Origin of the sequence: Nostoc sp., assembly GCF_036917535.1 — a bacterium.
In the GTDB taxonomy this organism is placed as follows: Bacteria; Cyanobacteriota; Cyanobacteriia; order Cyanobacteriales; family Nostocaceae; genus Nostoc.
On the sequence record NZ_JBALDA010000061.1, the window covers coordinates 65,253 to 85,315 of the forward strand.

The window sequence follows — 20,063 nt, forward strand, 5'->3', positions numbered from 1 at the left end:
GAGTTAGGAGTTAAAAGTTGGGAGTTGATCGACCAATTGATTTTTCAGTTGTCTTAACTATTGAACTCAAAATCCGAATGATTTCGTCTGCATAGATTAATTCATTAGTTAAATCAATATTTACTAGTTTGGACTGCTGTAGTAGACGTAGCCAGTATTTGGTTTCCCTAGCTTCTTTGTATGCAATATACATTTTTGCCAAGAAATCCTTTCTACTCTGACCACCGCTAGCCTCTTCAACATTCGCGCCAATACTTGTCCCACTTCGTAGTAATTGCTTAGAAAGCACATATTCCCGTTGCTCTTGCAGTTTAATATATAGGTGAATAATTTCTAAAGCAAATTTAAAACTCTTCTGTTGAATAACACTCTCTGCCAATTACTCTTCTCCTCTCTTGAACTAAAAAGTTATAAGTAATTAAAGTCAAAGCATTTTACATTTGCCAATAAAATAGCGCTTTATATAATTAATGCTTTGACCTAATAACTCCTAACTCCTAACTCCTAACTCCTAACTCTTAACTCCTAACTATTTCTCATTTCACTTTAAACTTACTAGCAGTTGTTAATAACTCTTGCGCCATTCCTGATAAATCTTGGAATGCAGTTGCAATTTCTTGAGATTCAGCAAAAGTTTTATCGGCAATTTCTGCAACATCCTGCATTGATTTAGTTACTGTTACAGATTGGGCCATTTGTTTTTGAGTCGCTGCGGTAATTCGCTCGATTAGCTGACTAATTTCGGCAGTTGCAGAAACGATCGCATTTAAGTTTTGGCGTGTGTCACTGACAAGAGTTGTACCTTCTACTACCTGCTGAATACCAGTTTCCATTGCTACTGCAACTTCTCCAGTTTCTGCTTGAATTTCCTGAACTAATTTTTCAATTTCGATGGTTGCTGCTGCTGATTGACGAGATAAAGAACGGACTTCATCAGCTACAACTGCAAAGCCTTTGCCATATTCATCGGCACGAGTAGCTTCAATGGCTGCATTCAGAGCCAGTACGTTTGTCTGTGTGGCAAAATTACCAATCAAATTCACCACTTTGGAAATTTTTTGCGAGGATTCGCTGAGGCGTTTAATCTTTTTGCTGGTTTGAGCAACGGTTTCACGAATTCCTTGGATTGCTTTTACAGTCAGGTTCATGGCAGTATCACCAGACTCTACAGTTTGATTGGCTTTTTGTACTGCTAGTTGTACTAACTCAGCATTCGTTACTACAGCTTGAGTAGAGTCTACCATCTGTTGAATATCATCTAAGGCTGCGGTAATGTCCTCAGACTGTTGTTGTGCCAGATTGGTTAGTCCCGCTAGTGAAGCCTCACTATTGGTAGAAGTTTGAGCAACTTGTTGAGCAGCCCCTTGCACTTGAACAACAATTTGCCGCAGTGCTTGCAGAGTATTATTGTAAGCATCTGCGATCGTGCCTAGCTCGTCTTCTGTAATCGGTGCGCGTACCGTCAAATTGCCGTTAAGGGCAGGTCTAACAGCTGTTAGGAGTTGAATAGATCGTTGTTGTAGTAATTCCTTGGCTGCCTTTTCCCGTGTTGCAGCTTCTGCTAATTTTGCTGACTGCGCTTGTAGCTGTTGCAAATATTCAGTCTGTTGTAATGCCTGTCCTAACTGGTCGCCAATACGTGCTAACAAGATGACTTGTGATTCTTCCCAATCACGAGAGCCGGAATTTTGATAAGCTGCCAGTATGCCCCACAATTTTTCCCCAGAAAATACAGGAACCATTATATAAGCTTTGACTTCAAACTGCTCTAACAACTCAATGTAGCAGGGGGAATAACCAACCTGATAGATGTCATTAGCAACTATGCTTTCACCTTTAGCATATCGACCTCCTTGAGTTTCTTGTAAGTAGGTATCTTCGTAGAGGTTTTTGATATCACTACCTACTAGTTTTACCCAATTATGACCCACTGACTCAGCGATAAATTCGCCACTCCAGTCAGGTTGGAAGCGAAAGATCCCGACGCGATCGCATTTTAAGAATTGCCGTACTTCTTGAGTGGTTGTTTTGAAGATTTCTTCTACATTTAATGATTGTCGAATGCGGTTGGTGATTTTGGTGATCGCTTTTTCTTGTTCCGCTAATTGAGCTAGTTTTTTGGATTTTACCCCCACTTGTTCAAGATATTCTGCTTGTGATATAGCTACACCAAACTGCAAACCAATTTGAGTCAAAAAGTTGACTTCCCAAGGTTGCCAATCACGAGAACCTGAGTTTTGATAAGCTGCCAGCAAACCCCACAATTTTTCTCCAGAAAATACAGGTACAGTTACATAAGCTTTGACTTCAAACTGCTCTAACATTTCTACGTAGCACGGAAAACGACTGATCTGAGAAATGTCATTAGAAACAAAGCTTTCACTTTTGGTATATCGACTTCCCTGATTTTCTTGCATATAGGTATCTGCCCAAACAGTTTTAATATCAGGGCTTACCAATTTTATCCAACCATCACCTACTGACTCAGCAACAAATTCACCACTCCAGTCGGGGTTGAAACGATAGACAGTGACGCGATCGCATTTGAGTAATTGTCTTACTTCGTGAGTGGTTGTTCTAAAGACGCTTTCTACATCTAAGGATTGTCGAATGCGGTTGACTATTTTGGTTAAAGCTTTTTCTTGGGCAAAAACTTGAGTTAATTGCTCAGATTTTTTCTGCACTTGTTCTACATATTCTCTTTGTGAGACAGCTACACCAAATTGCAAGCCAATCTGAGTCAGGAAAATTTCTTCCCAAGGATGCCAATCACGAGGCCCAGAATTTTGATAAGCTGCTAGCAAGCCCCATAATTTCTCTCCAGTAAAAATTGGGACAATGATATAAGCTTTCATTTCATATTGTTCTAAAATATCAATGTGGCATTGAGCATGACCTGCTTGATAAATGTCTTTAACTACAAAAGTTTCACCCTTGGCATAACGTCCTCCTTGGGTTTCTTGCAAGTGGCTATCTTCCCAAACCATATAAAAATCAGGCGTGACCAATTTCACCCAACCATTACCCACCGACTCAGCTACAAACTCGCCACTCCAATCAGGTTTGAAGCGATAGACACCGACGCGATCGCATCGCAGTAAATTCCGGATTTCTTGAGTGGTTGTTTGGAAAATTTTATCGAGACTTGATAGGTGGAGAATTTTTTCGATGACTTGAGCTACTGATTTCTTAGCCTGTGTTCGCTTTTGTAATTCTTTTTGCAATTCAAAGCTCTGCAATTTGTAGGTCAATTCTGTTGTAATTTGAGATAATAGGCTAATTTCTACTTCCTGCCATTGCCGTGTTGAGGAGCAATTGTTTACTGCCAGTAAGCCCCATATTTTACCTTCTACTGTAATTGGTAAACTTAAACTAGCTTTGATTTGAAATTTCTCTAGTAGCTGTTTTTGATAAGGGGTAAGTTGTAGATGATTGATATTGTCAATAGCTACAGGTTCTAAATAGTCTTGATTTGTGTAAGAGCCAAAAAGAATTACCGGAATATTTTCGCCTAAAGCTGGTGTCCAATCTAGTGTTCTTGATTCTGCTAAAACAGTCCCAGAATCAAAGGAAATAAATTGATAAATCAAAGCGCGATCACAACCAATCTTTTCCCTAATTTGCTCTACAGTGACTTTGACTAGAGTATCGATATCAGGTACTTGGCGCATTTGAGTTGCAATGTCTTGTAACTGTTGCCGCCAACTTTTAAATTCTTGAGCGATCGCACTTAATAATGATATTTCATCGTTAACAATATTTACTACGCTTGGACTCCCATTCTGATTTTCTAATTTACTAACTAACTGCTCATTTTTTCTATTATTTTGATACAAAAATTTCATGATTTAATCTCATTAATTGTTAGTTTTTAATAATGGAAGATTGACAAATTAAAAAGCAAAATTCTGCTAACTTTAATTTTATACAGATAAATTTTTTGGCTCTGTATCTCACGAATTAGTAATTAGGTAGTTGTCAATTATGAATTTCCCACATGGGAGCTTGAATAATTGATATAGCATCTAAATTGAAAATTATCTCCTCAGAATCATTAAGAAAATATCCTTGCAAGAAAGGTGAAATTTTCAGATAAAATAATTCGGCACCTGGGACTTTCATTTGCTTAGTATCCAGCCACTCAATATCTAGAAGTCGTCGCACCAATAGTCCCAAATACTTACCCTCATTTTCCAGAACAATCGCCATCATTTTTGAAAGTAAATTTGATTCTTGCGACATTAAAGGATAACCGAACATTGCCTCTAAATCTACTAACCAAAGCATCTCACCACGCCAGTTATAAATACCCAAGACGCTACTGGGCATCTGAGGAACGCTACATATTTCTGCTAATGATACTTGCAAAACTTCTGTGATGTGTTGTAAAGAAATGACGGCTGTATCACTTACTCCCAAATTAAAACTTAAAAACTTTTCCTGAGTTTCCAAAATTATTGATCCTTTGTCCTTGATTATTTATCTTTAGCCACTATTTGCAGTTACCGTTTATTTTTAAATAGATTCTATCTAAAAATAGTGGCTTCTAAAATTTATTGATTTATGAGATTTTTATTAAAATAATTGCTTTAAAATTACAATTAGTTCATCTCGATCAATCGGTTTTGATAGATAACCATCAGCGCCTAACATATTACCCCAAATTTTATCTACATCGCTATTTTTTGTAGAGCAAAAAACCACAGGGATCTTGCTAGTATCGGGATTATTTTTCAGTTCTCGGCAAATTTCAAAGCCACTTTTCCCTGGTAAAATTACGTCGAGAAATATTAAGTCTGGCTTATTTTTATCTATTTTGTCTTGAGCCTCTTCACTACTAGTGGCGCTAATCACAGAATAACCTGCCTGTTGCAAGTAACGGCTGATTATTTCCATATCTGTTAAGCTATCTTCAACAACTAAAACAGTATTCATGGCAATTACTCGTTAACTTTTTCTCAAAATGTAAACAAAATAGACAAATCCTAAATGATTCCTCAAAAAAGACATGGAAGGGACTAGAGACTAGCCCTAACCCCTTTGTTCTAAACAATATTTCACAAATCAAATAGGACTGCTATAAATACAAAAATTCGTATTTGTCTAATTTTGATTTAATCTTTTTATATCAACCTCAGAAAAAATACGTAATCAATATAAATTAATATAAGATATTGGAATACAAAATAGATTTTATCTTTTAAATTTTGGATTAAAGATTCAAACTTTAAAAAAGACTGAGAGCAAAATAATTTAAAGATTAAAATAAATCCAAAGTTCCAAAGAAATTAACAAATTACTGATTTGAGTAAGAGAGTCAATTTCAAATCTAAAATTGTTTACCCTAATAATTTAGTTTTTACTGAGTTGGAAAAGTTTATAAATTTTGAGGAAGAATTCAGAACCAAAATTTGCCTCTAATTCTCCCTAATTACAAACCTCTAAATTAGATTTACTCTTATCAGTGGATACGCTCGGTGTAGGTAAATATTTACGTATTATACCCATTAATTTATCAGCCATTACAGGTTTAGTGAGAAAATCTGTAGAACCAACTACTTTGGCACGAACTCTATCTAAAAAACCATCACTGCCTGTTAATATAATTATTGGTGTGTTGGAAAAGGTAGATATTCGTCGCAACTGAGTACAAATTTCGTAACCACTAGCAACTGGCATAATCAAATCCAAGAAAATCATGTCTGGTTTATCTTGAATGAGCGTTGGTAGAGCTTGTACAGCATCTTGAATTTTGACAAACCTGAATCCATTGGAAGTGACAATATCTTCTACCATTTTGCACACCAGAGGACTATCATCGACGCAAGCCACAAGTGGAGCAACTCGCTTCTTTGCTTGTGTGGTAGTAGAGTTATTGTTAACTTCAGTAATTCCTAAAGGCAAGTCAGGTACTTCTACCAATTCAATGATTCCTTTAAGGACATAGGGAAGCAACGAACGGGTCAGTGGCAATACACTCTGCTTCATTTTCATGGCTAAATCTCGCAGAGTAAATTTGCCATTGATTAAATTCACAAAGTTTTTGTAGACAGATGGACTTACCATCTGCTCAAGTTGTTCTGGTCGCCGTAGAACTGGTGCCAAGTCAGGAGAAAAATTTGCTAAACCAGCTTCTGACCAAATTTTCCATGAGTCTTGCATGTGCTTTACAGACGTTTCTGAACTCGTAAAGCTCATTGGGGTTTCTAAGATAACTTCTTGAGTGCGATTGCAACTGAGAGAAGCAAAGTTCCCTTGTAAAGCTAGGTCAAATAATAGTTCTGCTATCGTATTTTCTGCAATAGATTGAATCTGTTCCCTCTGAATTTTCTGTTTTTTATAAAATACTTCTATCAATTTATAGTCCCAATAATCAATTGATAGGTCTTGTACACGTAACTGCAACTTATCAACATTAATCTGGGGACAATTTTGAGCTATCTGTCTACGCCAACGTCGGAAGGGATGAGTTCCCCCTGTTGCCCAAACTATTCGTCCCAGTCGATAGTAAAAAGTCCATTGGCTGCCTTTTGAACTTTTAATATTTAATTTGCCATTGTATTGCAACTGAGTACAAGTTTTAAATTCATTTACTAGATTATTTGAAATAAGTCCCTGATGAGCCATAGTTTGTTCCTTTTCTTAAAAAGTTAGCCATTAAAAACTGATGCTAGCAGCGCACGGCGTAAATTCAGCTACCATTTCAATTAACCAGATGAATTTCTCAAGTCACTTGTTAAAGGTAGACAACATTTCTGTCACAATGTTATAGCTATATAGCGATTTGCAGATATGTGAATAAGTGCAAATACATTTGGTATATAGCAGTCTAAATCAAAATTATTAAAAGCAAGGCAGATGCAAAGATAGCAAAACTACTACTAGTAAATAATTTATCTAGCATAGAGTTTTTATTAGCAGACTTTACTTTTCTACTAATATTTTATGATTAAAGTAGTTTGCCAGAGTTGACATCATAATGTGTTCGGTATTATTGATATATCATTTTAATAATTTTCATACTGAATCATATCCGTATAAGTTCTGAATTTCTAGTTTAAAAAAATCAGCAGTCTTTAGAAAGTTCTGCTTTTGTTATTCACGTTGACAACAATATAAGTAGGTGGGCGTAAATATTTGTCGTTAGGATAAGGCAGGAGGCAGGAGACAGGAGGGAAGGGGGTTTTAGCCTCGTTGATTTTCGTTAATATAGTTTGGTTTTATTTTGCGGACTTACTTATGTTAAAAATATTTATTTAAGTTTACTATTCTTAATTATGCTAATTGATCTCAGTTTTTTAGGGAATATTAGTCTAAAAAAAAGGCGTACTACTAAAACAAGTAGCAGCCAGATTATAAAGTATTTATTTAGAAAATTTCTTCAAGGTTCCTTGTGGTTTTGATAGCTGACAACTGCTGCCCTGAGATTACTTTGGTGTTCTGAAAGTAGCCGATCGCCTTCGTCTTTTTCCAAACCAGTCCAGTGCATCAATAGCGCTAGCTTAACCCATTTCCCACTACGTTCCAGTAAAAAACCAGCAGTTTCCCGACTTAAACCTGTGAGGTCTTGCAAAATTCGCAAAGCGCGATCGCGTAATTTTTGATTTGTTACTGCTACATCCACCATGCGATTGCCATAAACTTTGCCTAGCTTGACCATTACGCCGCTAGAAAGGATATTTAAAGCTAATTTAGTGGCTGTACCAGCTTTCAGGCGAGTTGAACCGGCAATTATTTCTGGCCCTGTCAATAGACGAATGTCAATATCGGCATCAAAGCTAACTTGTTCAGCAGGAACACAAGCGATAAAAATAGTTGTAGCTCCTCGCTGACGAGCAGCATGAAGCGCACCGTGGACATAAGGCGTTGTCCCACCAGCGGTAATGCCAACTACGACATCTAATTGGGTAATGTGTCGCCCAGCGATCGCAGCCTCACCATCTTCGATGCTGTCTTCCAAATCTTCAGAACTGCGTACTAGTGCGCCAGCACCACCAGCAATAATCCCCTGTACTAACTCTGGGGGTGTACAAAAAGTAGGTGGACACTCAGCAGCATCTAACACCCCTAACCGACCACTTGTGCCCGCACCGATATAAAATAGGCGTCCTCCGTGCCGCAAACGCTCTGCGGTGCGCTCAATTGCCTCTGCCAACTGAATTTTCGCCGCTGCGACTGCCGCGACAGCCTTTTGGTCTTCGTCATTAAACAACTCCACCAATTCCAGAGAACTGAGCTGGTCTAAGTTCAGACTGTTAGGATTTACCAGCTCAGTTAAAAGATGCCCGCGTTCTTGCAAATTTGTCATTTGTCATTTGTCCTTTGTCCGTTGTCATTTGTCCGTTGTCATTAGTCAGTTAGCGACCAATGACTAATGACTAATGACTACTTACAACAATCCTTCCAATTTGCGACGAATCTTTTCTAGTTCAGAATCAGACAATTCTGGTTCTTCTAGTGGCTGTTGATTGAGAGGGAAGGTGTCTTCAACAGTATCCTCCTTCTGGGCATTTTCTTGCCAGTCAGTTTTTTCGATGTTAAGTTCTGGGGGAGTTACAACTAAATTGCTGTTTTCTGGGATGATTTCCCATTCATATCCAGCACTTTCGCAAAATTCCTTGATTTCTTCAGCATCGATCGGCTCCGGTGTCGGTGCGGGGAAATCCTGAGCTTCTAACATCAGGGCAAAGCGCGTGGCATCGTCTTCTGACTCGAACATCAGAATTTTATTGCGATCGCCTTCCCGAATCGTGTGAATCCCCTCATTTTCCGTTCGAGCATTAAAAATTAACACAAAAACACGCATTGGTGTAATCATCTGTCCTTTTTAAGGTTTATTCATATTAAAGTTCGAGATCGTGCCTCAAGGAAAGTCACAGGAATAATTTTCACTCTAATCAGATTTTCCTGAAAACACCAATATTATTAAGCATAAGTATTGGATCGAGCAAATATCGTAACTCAACCAATGAGGTCTTGGGTTTAGTTGGCGTATCCTGGAAATGGCATACTGAATCAATGTGCCAGTTAATGCTTGTGTGTGCTAGCGATATCCGGCAATTAATACAGTGAAAGCAAATGAATAAATATCCCGATCAAGATCCTTACTACCTTTCCCCTAATCGCAAGCGTATGTGGTTGCTGGTGTTGAGTCGGGGTAGCATTGCTTTGAGCGGACTTTTACTGTTGGGAGTGATTGTCGGTATTTGGCGGTTGTGGACTTTTGTTCAAACAGAGTTAACACCCTTGGCACAACAAAGTCTCACTACTACACTTAACCGTCCGGTAAATTTGGGAAGAGTCACACAATTTTCGTTGACGGGAGTGCAGTTTGGGGCTTCAGCTATCCCAGCCACACCCACAGATCCAGACCGGGCCACAGTCGAATCTGTAGAGGTGAGTTTTGATCTGTTGCAATTAATCTTTAACCACCATCTAAAGCTAGATGTCACCTTAGTCAACCCAGATATTTACATTGAACAGGATGATCAAGGACGCTGGGTTTCCACTACTATAACCTCGTCAGGTGAAAGCGCCGCTATTAAAACTGATTTGAACAACCTGCGGTTTCGCAATGCCAAGCTGGCATTGATGCCGCAGAGGAGAGTAGGGGGAGCAGAGGGAGCAGGGGGAGGAATATCTTCTTCATCTTCCGCTTCTCTTTTATCCCCTGTGGGATTTTCTCAACTCAACGGATCTGCTCAACTTTTAGCAAACAATCAGTTGATACGGTTTGAAGTCAGGGGTCAAGCAGACAGTGGTGGTAATATTTCCATTCAGGGAGAGACACGTTCTAAGGTGCTAGCAGGTAACTTCCAGATGCAAGCACAAGATTTTCTGGCTGAGAATATTACTCGGTTGATTAAGTTACCAGTGAACTTACAGGCGGGTCGAGCCAATGGCAACTTGTTAGTACGGTTGACACCAGGACAGCAGACTTTATTGTTTGGCAACGCTACTGTGCAAGGGGTAACGCTGCAAATACCAAAAGTCCCGCAACTGTTGAGCAATAGCCAAGGAAACCTCCACTTCCAAGGAACCGAGTTGCAGTTAAATAATGTTACTAGCAACTACGGTAAAATTCCTTTAGTGGCTACGGGAATCGTCGATACGAAAGCAGGTTTGAAATTGGCAGCGCGTGTAAATGCGGTGAGTTTGGCGAATGCCCAAGAGACTCTCAAAGTAAAATTACCTATACCGATCGCTGGACAAGTACAAGCTTCTTTGCAAATTACTGGATCGACAAAAGAGCCAATTCTTTCCGGCTCAGTTGCCACGATCCAAACTGCCCGAATTGATAAAGTTGATTTTAATAGTATCAGTAGTAAGTTTGAGCTTGTTACTAGTTCCTCTTTAATTACTCTAAAAGATATTCAAGGGTTGGCCAAAGTCGGTGGTGAGATTACGGGCGCTGGTACAATTCAACTCGGTAAAAACCCGCAACTGAATTTAAATTTCGCTGCAAAGAGTGTTCCAGGAGATGCGATCGCCAAAGTCTACGAAATAACACCCGATTTTCAAATCGGCAATGTCTCAGGTACTGCTCAACTAAGTGGTGCTCCCACCAATGTCCAAACTGTGGTACAGTTTCAAGCTCCCAATGGAACTTACCCCGGTACAGGCGAAGTTGCAATCGCTCCAAATCGCACCGTTTCTTTCCGTAATGTGGCTCTAAATATAAGTGGTGGTACTGTCAGGGCAACTGGTAGTTATGCCAATCAGCGTTGGCAAGCTGTGGCTGTTGCCTCTGGGGTAAAATTGGAACCCTTTGTAGACAAAAGTCAACTGCAAAATGTCTCTTTGGCTGAGGCACAGTTCAACGGTCGTCTCATCCTCTCAGGCAGCACAGCACCATTTAAAATTGCCACAATTCGCAGTGATGGTGCAGGAGTTCAAATTGGTGGCGGCACGGTTGCAGTTTCTAATATCCAACTGCAAGACCAAAGCTTCTCGGCTCAACTTGTAGCTAATGGTGTGCGGTTGGGACAAATATTAAAACAGTCTCCCCCAGCTTTAAATAATCCTTTGGCGGGAACGTTCCAAATTGCAGGTGATAGAGATAATTTCAGCCTGAAAACCTTCCGTGGCAGTGGTGAAGGTCGCCTTACTATTGGTGATAGTACGGTTACAGCTTCTAATATTCAAGTAGCAAATGGTGTATATCAGGCACAAGTTCAGGCTCAGAATGTGCCTGTGCAGCAGTTGGCAACAGTACCAAAGCAGTTTCAGGGAGCATTAACTGGTCAATTCAATGTAACGGGTTCTGTTGATTCTTTTAAACCGCAAACTATTCAAGCCAACGGTCAAGCGCGGATAAATGTTGCGGGTGGGACTATTACAGCCTCTAATATCCAAGTGGGTAATGGTGTATACCAGGCGCAAGTTAAGGCTAACAATGTACCTGTGCGCCAGTTGGCAGCAGTACCACCGCAGTTTGGAGGGAAGTTAACTGGTCAATTCAATGTGGCGGGTTCTGTTGATTCTTTTAAACCGCAAACTATTCAAGCCAACGGTCAGGCACGGGTAAATGTTGCAGGTGGAACTATTACAGCCTCTAATATCCAAGTGGGTAATGGTGTATATCAGGCGCAAGTTCAGGCAACTAATGTACCTTTACAGCAGTTAGCAGCAGTACCACCGCAGTTACGAGGGACGTTAACTGGTCAAGCAAAGGTGGCAGGTTCTGTAGAATCTTTCCAACCACAAACCATCCAAGCCACTGGTCAAGGACGGGTAAATGTTGCAGGTGGAAATATTACAGCCTCTAATATCCAAGTAGCTAATGGTCGCTATCAAGCTGTAGTTAATGCTGGCGGTGTAGAATTAAATCGGTTAAATCAGCAATTGCGGGGACAGTTTGGCGGTCAGTTACAATTAACTGGCACGCTCGGATCGTCCAAATTAGCTGATGTGCGTGCTGCTGGACAGGTGCAACTATCCCAAGGTATCCCTGGTCTAGAGCGACCTCTGACGGCTGCGATCGCTTGGAGTGGTGAAAGGCTGACCATTGAGCGAGCAACTGCTCCCGGTTTAAGTGTCACTGGTAACATATTAGCCAATGCAACAAAGGCAGGTATACCGGAAATTACTGCCCTAAATCTCAACGTCCAGGCGCAGAATTACAACTTAAAACAGTTACCGATTAATCTTCCTAATCAGGTTGCTGTGGCGGGGAGAGTAGATTTTAATGGACAAATCACAGGCAAGCTGCCCTTGCCAAATGTAGTAGGACAAATCAACTTACGAGACTTAGTTGTTCAAGACATTGCTTTTGAGCCGTTGTTAACTGGAAACATTGATTCCGCACAGGGACGCGGTTTAAGTTTGAACTTGGCGGGTAATAGCGATCGCTTATCCTTCAATTTAGATGCTAATAATCGCCCGAAATCTTTCTTAGTAAAATGGCAGCAAGCATCAGCCACAGGTAATGTTCAAGGGAATGATTGGGCATTGAAAGTTGCAAATTTCCCCTTACAAATATTGAATTTGACTCCACCACCAATTACTCGACTGGGTGCTGGTAAGATAGCTGGATTGGTAACTGGGGATTTGCTGTTTAATCAGCAGACATTGGCAGCAACGGGGAATTTAGCGATCGCCAATCCCCAAATTGGCCGAATTCAAGGCGATCGTTTAGCCGCTCAATTTCGCTACAGTGACGGTAAAGCCACACTCGCAAGTAGCGAATTTGTCAAGGGGAAAAGTCGCTATGCCCTTGTCGGTACTTTTGCTCAAAGCGCTAAAGGCCCTCAACTACAAGGGAAACTGAACGTCAACCAGGGTGAGATCCAAGATGTTCTGACTATAGCACAGGTATTTGATTTACAAAATTTGCCAGGTGGTTCAGCAGAAATCTACGGTACAGCAGCGGATTTGACTACCAACCCCCAAGGAATACCAAATGAACCCTTATTCACCCAAATCCAACGATTTTCTGAAATTGAAGCTTTGGTGGCAGAACAGGAAGAACAGCGACTTAATTCCACTCCCATACCAGATTTGGCAGACTTAAAGGGGACTTTCAATGGCGAAGTGGCTGTAAATACAGTTACAGCCAATGGATTATCAGTGGATTTTAATTTGAATGGACAAAACTTTGCTTGGGGTAAAAAGGAAGAAAGAAATCGTTTTTATACTGCCGATAAAGTGATTGCCGAAGGCAACTTTGAAAACGGTGTTTTGAGTTTGCGACCTTTACGAATCCAGTCTCAAAACAGACTGATTTCCTTTACAGGAAACGTTGGTGGTGATGAACAATCTGGTCAGCTGCGGGTGAATAATTTTCCAGTTAAACTATTGAATAATGTTGTCAAACTACCAGTTGGAATCACGGGTAATCTTAACGCTACAGCAGCTTTAGCAGGTAGTATTGCTAATCCCCAAGCTAGAGGAGAATTGCAAATCACAGAAGGAGTACTAAATCAGAACAAAATAGAGTCAGCAATAGCAAGTTTCAGCTATGCCAACGGACGCTTAAATTTTGGTAGTACTGTAGCGGTTGCTGGGCCAAAACCTGTTGATATTACTGGCAGTATCCCTTATAAATTGCCTTTTGCTTCCGTTGCACCAGACAGCGATCAAATCAGTTTAGATATGAAGTTGGAAAACGAGGGATTAGCACTGTTAAACACATTGACTAATCAAGTGGTATTTGAGAAAGGTGAAGGAGAAGTAGACCTGAAGGTGCGGGGAACATTGCAAAAACCCCAAGTAGATGGAATTGCTACTATTAATAATGCTACTTTTTCAGCCCAGGCTTTGCCAGGTAAGCTGAGACGCGTCACAGGTAGAGTGCTGTTTAATTTTGACAGCATCTCAGTAGAAAATCTTCAAGGTAGATTTAGCCGTGGGAAGGTAGAAGCTGCTGGAGAAATTCCCATTTTCAACAATGAGAACGTAACTATCAAAAATCCCCTGACTGTTAATCTCGAGCAGCTAGCGTTGAATCTTAAGGGACTTTACCAGGGAGGCGCTAGTGGCAATTTGCAGATTACTGGTTCTGCTCTTAATCCCATAATTGGCGGTAGAGTAAATTTATTTGATGGTAAAGTGTTGCTGGCAGAATCTACCAACGCCACGACATCTGAAAATAGTAGTATTGGCGTATCACCCACAAAAGTCAATAAGCAGAGCAAATCTGAAATTGGAAATGGGACGGGAAATACGAATGCTAGATTTAATAATTTGGATTTGGAACTAGGTAAAAACGTCCAAATTACCCGTGCTCCTATTCTCAACTTCCGCGCCACTGGTAATCTCATAGTTAACGGCTCAATTAATCAGCCTATACCCAATGGTACTATCCAGTTAGAAAAAGGAGGGGTAAATTTATTTACTACCCAATTTAACCTTGCTCGTGGCTATAAACATACAGCAACTTTTAGCCCTTCTCAACCCCGTGACCCCAACTTAGATATTCGACTATTTGCCAAAGTACTAGATGTAGTTCAAAGTAATGACTTCAGCCGGGTAAATACCACAGGTTTATCAGCGTTGGAGAGTGTTCGAGTCGAAGCCACTATCAACGGTTTAGCTAGCAAATTGAATGAAAATCTAGAATTAACAAGTAGTCCCTCACGTAGTCAAACCGAAATTGTTGCTCTTTTAGGAGGTGGATTTGTAGACACCCAAGGACGTGCAGACAGTACTTTAGGTCTGATTAACATCGCAGGTTCAGCTGTGTTTAATAATTTTCAGTCAGCTTTTAATCAGATTGGTAGTACCTTTGGCTTAAGCGAACTGCGAATATTTCCTACCGTTATTTCTGAGAATCCCGAAGCTGGAAGAAGTAATTCATCTTTAGAATTAGCAGCGGAGGCTGGGGTTGACATTTCTTCCAAAATATCCATTTCCAGTATCAAAATTTTGACAACAAACGATCCTTTCCAATGGGGTATTAATTATCGGATAAACAATGAATTTCGTGTGCGTGCTTCCACTAACTTAACTGATGACACTCGTGCAGTAGTGGAATATCAAACACGGTTTTAAAGAAATCTCTTAAATTACGAATTACTTTCTATTCCCTCTTTTCCTTGCTTATCAATAGCTTGTTGTACCTGTTTAACATCCAATTCTAATGCTTCAGCAATTTGCTCTATACTTAAACCCAACTTAAGCAGACGGGGTATCGTATCGAGCTTTGTTTCTTCTTTTACTTCCTGGTAAAATTTAGTTTGTCTCCAATTGGTTAATCCAAACATCGCTTCTAACTCCTGCTGACTTTTGTTTACAAATTTGTAGATAAGCATTCTCTCTACTAATTCTAAAAGATTGCTACGATTAGCTTCATCCGTTTGTTGTACTTGTTTTATTAAGTTTTTCGCTTGCTGTACGGCTTGATCTTCTGCTGCAACTACTGATATTTGAATATTTTCAGATTATCAGAACTGAGAGAAAATGATTTTTTTAATTTAATATATAGCAATCCTAAATGAGTCGTGAAAAATGTAGATAAGGAAACGAACCGCTAAGAACGCCATCGCGTAGCGTCTCGTTAGAGAAGGACACAAAGGGAAGAAAGAAGAAAGAGATATAGAATTTTCACAAATGATTTAGGACTGCTATATTTAATTAAGGCAATATTAAATTGTGATATCATCACCTTGCTTATTAATAGCTAATCGCAAAATTGATAAACCCAAAATTATCAAAAATAGCACTAGTCCAATTGTACAAGCATAGCTAATTTCCAAATTGTTGAAAGCTTGTTCATATAAATAATAAACAATCGTTTTCGAGCTACTGAGAGGGCCTCCTTGAGTCATAATGTAGACTTCTTCAAATACTTTAGTCGCAGAAATAGCCGAAATTACCGCCACTAATGCTAGATATGGCTTCATTAAAGGTATAGTAATATCCCAATGTTTGCTAATGCCATCAGAGCCATCAATTGCTGCGGCTTCATATATATCAGCGGGAATTGATTGCAACCCCGCTAAATAAATCACCATGTAATAGCCTAATCCTTTCCACACAGTGACAGCCATGACGCTGGCAAGAGAAATTGGTATAATGCCAAAAATTTTTGCTGGGCTAGTTAGCCAAGGAATACCTTCTGGAAAAAGACCTAAAGCTTTAAATAACTGATTGAGTAATCCGTTTTCTGCATACAGCCATTTCCAAGCTATTCCCGCAACCACCATTGAAATTACCACTGGGGTGTAGTACGCTGCTCTAAACCAATTCATTCCCCGCAGTTTCTGATTTACCAAAATTGCCAGTACTAAGGGAGCAATTACTAAAATTGGTACTACACCTACAAGATATAAAAAAGTGTTTTCCAAGGTTTTCCAAAAAACTGCATCCTTCCAAAGCTTAAGAAAGTTGGCGAAACCTATCCATTGTGGCGGCTGGGCAATGTCTTCATAGTTAGTAAAGCTGAGGTAAAACGCTTGCAGTGCAGGCCAAAAGACAGTTAAGCCTAAAAGAACTAAGGCGGGTAGTAAAAATAAATAAGGGGTAAGCCGCTGTTTGATGAACATCCAATTTTTAGGTATCAATTGATTCATAAGAAGTTAAATAGTTGTTTTTGCTTTTTCAAAACAAGGATTTGGAGATGTGAGTAGATTTAAGCTTCAATATTTTAAGGGCATATATTTGCTTGCGTAAGTATTGGTGTAGTCTCTCGTAAAAAAGCTCATCGTAGACATCGCTAATTAATAACTTGGAGATCAACTGCAATGGAAACTCAGCATAATCCGCCAATTGAACATCAAAATGTCCCCATAAACCACCGTGGACTGCATGATTTTTTGTATAGTTCTGACAACGAACATGCTGCTATTGAGGTGAGTATAACTCCTGAATTGGCAAACAATGGTACTGAAATTATTCACTTTGAAGCTTGGAATGTAGCTGCTCAGAACGCTAAAATTGCCGGAGTTTACGCAGTATTAGATGCAGAACGCCGCACGCAGTACATTGGCTATTCTCGGAATGTATTGCTTTCCCTAAACAGCCATCTTCGCCAAAATGGTGAGCAAAAGTGTGCTTTTGTACGCGTGCAAGCATTCAAGTTTCCCAAACGTCAAGAAATGGAAGATTTGCGTGATGCGTGGATAGCAGAACTCGAAAGTACGCCACCTGGTAATGCAACTGATTGCGGAATGTGGGCTAGTACGGTAGGCGAAGCGACTAAAGCGGTAATGTCACAAGCCCAACTTCAAGCCTACGAGGAGAAAAAGCTAAAACTGCGGAAAGCAATGGCTGATACAACCCTTTCTAAAGATTTAGAAACAATAGATGCAAGTGAAGCCGAACGTCAGCGTCAACTTGAAGCTGCTGTGAAAAACGATGATTGGAGTGTAATTATCGATGCACAGACACAGGAAACTAAGTATTGATTTTGGTCAGGTTGAGTGCTTTATCTGACTATTAAGTAAGTGGCATGAAACTGCTGTGAAAGATAAAAGTTAAGATTTTAAAACGCAGAGAAGCGCTGAGGGAAGCGCAAAGGCTCGCAGAGGAGTTAATTCTCTGTGTAAACCTTTGCGTTCTTCTGAGTTAAAAAAAGGATATATATGACGATAAAATTAGATGCTTTGATTAATTCTCTAGAAGGTATAGAAACTATTACCGACTCTAGCCAAGTCGCAAAATTATCTCAGGATTATCACACTTTTAGCCCTGTGTTAGTGTCGAAACTAGAGGGAAAAATTGGGGATATCGTAGTGCGTCCTGCTAATGAAGCAGAGGTTCTAAAAGTTGCAGCCGCCTGTGCAAAACATCGTATACCTGTAACTGTGCGAGGTGCGGGAACTGGGAATTATGGGCAATGTGTGCCGTTGCACGGTGGTGTAATTTTAGATATGACGCGGTTGCAAGAGATTCTTTGGGTAAAACCGGGAGTAGCGCGGGTAGAAGCTGGGGTGAAGTTGGCAGTTTTGGATAAAAAAACACGAGAAATTGGCTGGGAAATTCGTATGGCACCCTCTACGTACCGCACAGCCACAATTGGCGGATTTATTGCTGGGGGAAGTGGCGGAATTGGCTCGATTCAATATGGGTTATTAGCCGATCGCGGTAATATCTTAGGACTGCGAGTGGTAACTGTAGAAGATGAACCTCGGGCGATCGAAGTACGTGGCGATGATGTCCAAAAGGTGAATCATACTTGGGGAATTAATGGTATCATCACTGAAGTCGAAATTCCTTTAGGGCCAGCTTATCCTTGGGCAGAAGTCATTGTCACCTTTGACGACTTTATGACAGCAGCAAAGTTTGGTCAGGCAATTGGCAATGCTGATGGCATGATTAAAAAGTTGATTTCTGTCTTTGCATCCCAAATTTCTCAGTACTTTCACGCCCTGCAAGAGTATATTACTGAAGGTACTCACTCAGTATTTTTGATAATTTCCGAGCCAAGTTTGGAATTTTTACCGGGTTTGGTGCAGCAATATGGCGGACAAATTACATATAAAAAACCAGCCGAGGAAGCAGACAAAGGTACACATTTAGCAGAATTTAGCTGGAACCACACTACTTTACTTGCCCGGAGTGTAGATACTGCAATTACCTACTTACAAAGTATGTTTCCTCGCCATCGCAGTTTGCAACTAGTAGAGCAGATGTATAATTACTTCGGCAATGAGGTAATGATGCATTTAGAATTTTTTCGGGTGAATGGTGTCGTAGTTCCTGGTGCATTACAACTTGTGCGCTACACCACAGAAGAACGCCTCAATGAAATTATCCGCTATCACGAAGAACAAGGTGTGAGTATTGCCAATCCTCATACGTATATTATTGAAGACAGTGGCAGAAAAGTTATCGATCCTGAGCAGTTAAAATTTAAACAAATAGTCGATCCTTATGGGTTGATGAATCCCGGTAAAAGCAAGGTTATTCAATTCTAAATTCAAAATTAGCAAACTACAGAAACACATACCAGAAATTTCTCTGTATATTTGTGTAACCTACCTCCAAAAAGCTAGCTGTTGGGCGCTTATAATTTGTGGTTTGATTTTAAGAGCCGTGGGGATAACCCAAAATCCAACATCCCAAAATCGCCTATGATTGAAATTGACGGTTCCTACGGAGAGGGAGGCGGACAAGTTCTTCGCACTTCCTTAAGTCTAGCCGCCATCACCGGCGAACCCATACGAATTACAGGCATTCGTGCTGGACGCAAAAAGCCAGGATTAGCAGCACAACACTTAACAGCAGTTCGGGCTGCGGCGAGAATTTGTAATGCCCAACTACGAGGTGATGCTTTGGGTTCAATGCTGCTGGAATTCATCCCAGGTAGTGCTGTGCAAGCTGGAATTTATACCTTTGATGTTAGTAAAGCACAACAAGGTGGTTCTGCGGGTGCGATCGCTCTAGTTTTACAGACAATTCTCTTACCTTTGGCACTAGCATCTGGCAATTCCTTGGTGACACTAAAGGGTGGAACTCATGTGAACTTTAGCCCGACAGCGACGTATATTGAGCAAGTTTATCTGCCCATACTGCAACGCATGGGTGTAGAAGCCCAAGTCAAGTTAGGCGCTTGGGGGTGGTATCCCCAAGGTGGGGGAGAGGTAGAGTTACAGGTAGATGGCGGTGGTAAACTCGGTGGAATCGACTTATTGGAACGGGGCAATTTACAACAGGTGCGAGGACTAGCGGTGGTGACGGAATTGCCTTCTCATATTCCGCAACGGATGGCGAATCGTGCCGAGAATTTATTACGGTCAGCCCATTTAAAAGTTGCTGTACAGACCTTGCGAGAAAAAGGTGTGGCTCCTGGAGCGGGTATTTTTTTAACTGCTGAGTATCAGAATAGCTTAACTGGCTTTGGTGGATTTGGGCGTTTGCGATTGTCGGCAGAAACAGTTGCAGAGATTGCTTGTCAGCAACTGCTTGAGTTTCATTACACCGGCGCAGCAGTGGATGAACATTTAGCAGATCAGTTATTATTGCCAGCTGCTTTAGCTTCACAAGAAAGTCAGTATCGAGTGGCTGAAGTAAGTAGGCATTTGACGACAAATGCAGCGGTTATTGAACAGTTTGGGTTGGCGCAGATTAGAGTAAATGAAGCTGAGAAAGTAGTGTCAGTTATTCCTGTAATTAATGGATAA

13 protein-coding genes are annotated in these 20,063 nt (G+C 40.5%); 4 read left to right on the plus strand and 9 right to left on the minus strand.

Going from position 1 to position 20,063, the window contains the following annotated elements; all coding sequences use genetic code 11:
- Positions 1-10: 10 nt before the first annotated feature.
- The 7 genes from V7K56_RS19885 to V7K56_RS19915 form a co-directional block, all read right to left on the minus strand.
- Positions 11-379 carry a four helix bundle protein gene (locus tag V7K56_RS19885; RefSeq protein WP_334912787.1) on the minus strand — a complete coding sequence of 123 codons (369 nt, stop codon included), beginning with the start codon at positions 377-379 and terminating at the stop codon, positions 11-13.
- A 157-nt stretch (positions 380-536) separates the two neighbouring features.
- Positions 537-3,845, minus strand: coding sequence for a GAF domain-containing protein (locus V7K56_RS19890; protein ID WP_334912789.1), 3,309 nt, complete (start codon positions 3,843-3,845; stop codon positions 537-539).
- 133 nt (positions 3,846-3,978) lie between these two features.
- Entirely contained in the window at positions 3,979-4,452 is a 474-nt protein-coding gene (locus V7K56_RS19895) for a chemotaxis protein CheW (protein WP_334912791.1), read from the minus strand.
- Between the two features lie 123 nt (positions 4,453-4,575).
- Positions 4,576-4,935: a response regulator transcription factor gene (locus tag V7K56_RS19900; RefSeq protein ID WP_334912793.1), complete on the minus strand. Its 360-nt coding sequence runs from the start codon at positions 4,933-4,935 to the stop codon at positions 4,576-4,578.
- Between the two features lie 492 nt (positions 4,936-5,427).
- Positions 5,428-6,627, minus strand: coding sequence for a response regulator (locus V7K56_RS19905; RefSeq protein ID WP_334912795.1), 1,200 nt, complete (start codon positions 6,625-6,627; stop codon positions 5,428-5,430).
- 754 nt (positions 6,628-7,381) lie between these two features.
- Complete coding sequence (gene murQ / locus V7K56_RS19910) at positions 7,382-8,308, minus strand: N-acetylmuramic acid 6-phosphate etherase (RefSeq protein WP_334912797.1); 927 nt, start codon at positions 8,306-8,308, stop codon at positions 7,382-7,384.
- Between the two features lie 81 nt (positions 8,309-8,389).
- The gene (locus V7K56_RS19915; protein WP_334912799.1) at positions 8,390-8,818 is read right to left on the minus strand and encodes a DUF3110 domain-containing protein; all 429 of its coding nucleotides are present in this window, start codon (positions 8,816-8,818) and stop codon (positions 8,390-8,392) included.
- Between the two features lie 260 nt (positions 8,819-9,078).
- Here V7K56_RS19915 and V7K56_RS19920 point away from each other — a divergent pair, with 260 nt between their 5' ends.
- Positions 9,079-14,991, plus strand: a complete 5,913-nt coding sequence (locus V7K56_RS19920; RefSeq protein WP_334912801.1) for a translocation/assembly module TamB domain-containing protein — start codon at positions 9,079-9,081, stop codon at positions 14,989-14,991.
- A gap of 14 nt (positions 14,992-15,005) precedes the next feature.
- Here V7K56_RS19920 and V7K56_RS19925 read toward each other — a convergent pair whose 3' ends face one another.
- Positions 15,006-15,371, minus strand: coding sequence for a DUF2887 domain-containing protein (locus tag V7K56_RS19925; RefSeq protein ID WP_334912872.1), 366 nt, complete (start codon positions 15,369-15,371; stop codon positions 15,006-15,008).
- A gap of 213 nt (positions 15,372-15,584) precedes the next feature.
- Positions 15,585-16,511, minus strand: a complete 927-nt coding sequence (locus V7K56_RS19930; RefSeq protein WP_334912803.1) for a carbohydrate ABC transporter permease — start codon at positions 16,509-16,511, stop codon at positions 15,585-15,587.
- A gap of 171 nt (positions 16,512-16,682) precedes the next feature.
- Here V7K56_RS19930 and V7K56_RS19935 point away from each other — a divergent pair, with 171 nt between their 5' ends.
- The 3 genes from V7K56_RS19935 to rtcA all read left to right on the plus strand — a co-directional run bounded on the left by V7K56_RS19935 (position 16,683) and on the right by rtcA (position 20,063).
- Positions 16,683-17,345, plus strand: coding sequence for a GIY-YIG nuclease family protein (locus V7K56_RS19935; protein ID WP_334912805.1), 663 nt, complete (start codon positions 16,683-16,685; stop codon positions 17,343-17,345).
- Positions 17,346-17,522: 177 nt separating this feature from the next.
- Positions 17,523-18,857 (plus strand): FAD-binding oxidoreductase, encoded by a 1,335-nt coding sequence (locus V7K56_RS19940; protein ID WP_334912807.1) that lies wholly within the window; start codon positions 17,523-17,525, stop codon positions 18,855-18,857.
- A gap of 156 nt (positions 18,858-19,013) precedes the next feature.
- Positions 19,014-20,063, plus strand: coding sequence for an RNA 3'-terminal phosphate cyclase (gene rtcA / locus V7K56_RS19945; RefSeq protein ID WP_334912809.1), 1,050 nt, complete (start codon positions 19,014-19,016; stop codon positions 20,061-20,063).

Coding starts and splice junctions, on each gene's coding strand:
- V7K56_RS19905 (WP_334912795.1), bottom strand. CDS start 6,627: ATGGCTCATCAGGGACTTATTTCAAATAATCTAGTAAATGAATTTAAA.
- V7K56_RS19935 (WP_334912805.1), top strand. CDS start 16,683: ATGGAAACTCAGCATAATCCGCCAATTGAACATCAAAATGTCCCCATA.
- V7K56_RS19920 (WP_334912801.1), top strand. CDS start 9,079: ATGAATAAATATCCCGATCAAGATCCTTACTACCTTTCCCCTAATCGC.
- V7K56_RS19915 (WP_334912799.1), bottom strand. CDS start 8,818: ATGATTACACCAATGCGTGTTTTTGTGTTAATTTTTAATGCTCGAACG.
- V7K56_RS19940 (WP_334912807.1), top strand. CDS start 17,523: ATGACGATAAAATTAGATGCTTTGATTAATTCTCTAGAAGGTATAGAA.
- V7K56_RS19900 (WP_334912793.1), bottom strand. CDS start 4,935: ATGAATACTGTTTTAGTTGTTGAAGATAGCTTAACAGATATGGAAATA.
- murQ (WP_334912797.1), bottom strand. CDS start 8,308: ATGACAAATTTGCAAGAACGCGGGCATCTTTTAACTGAGCTGGTAAAT.
- rtcA (WP_334912809.1), top strand. CDS start 19,014: ATGATTGAAATTGACGGTTCCTACGGAGAGGGAGGCGGACAAGTTCTT.
- V7K56_RS19890 (WP_334912789.1), bottom strand. CDS start 3,845: ATGAAATTTTTGTATCAAAATAATAGAAAAAATGAGCAGTTAGTTAGT.
- V7K56_RS19930 (WP_334912803.1), bottom strand. CDS start 16,511: ATGAATCAATTGATACCTAAAAATTGGATGTTCATCAAACAGCGGCTT.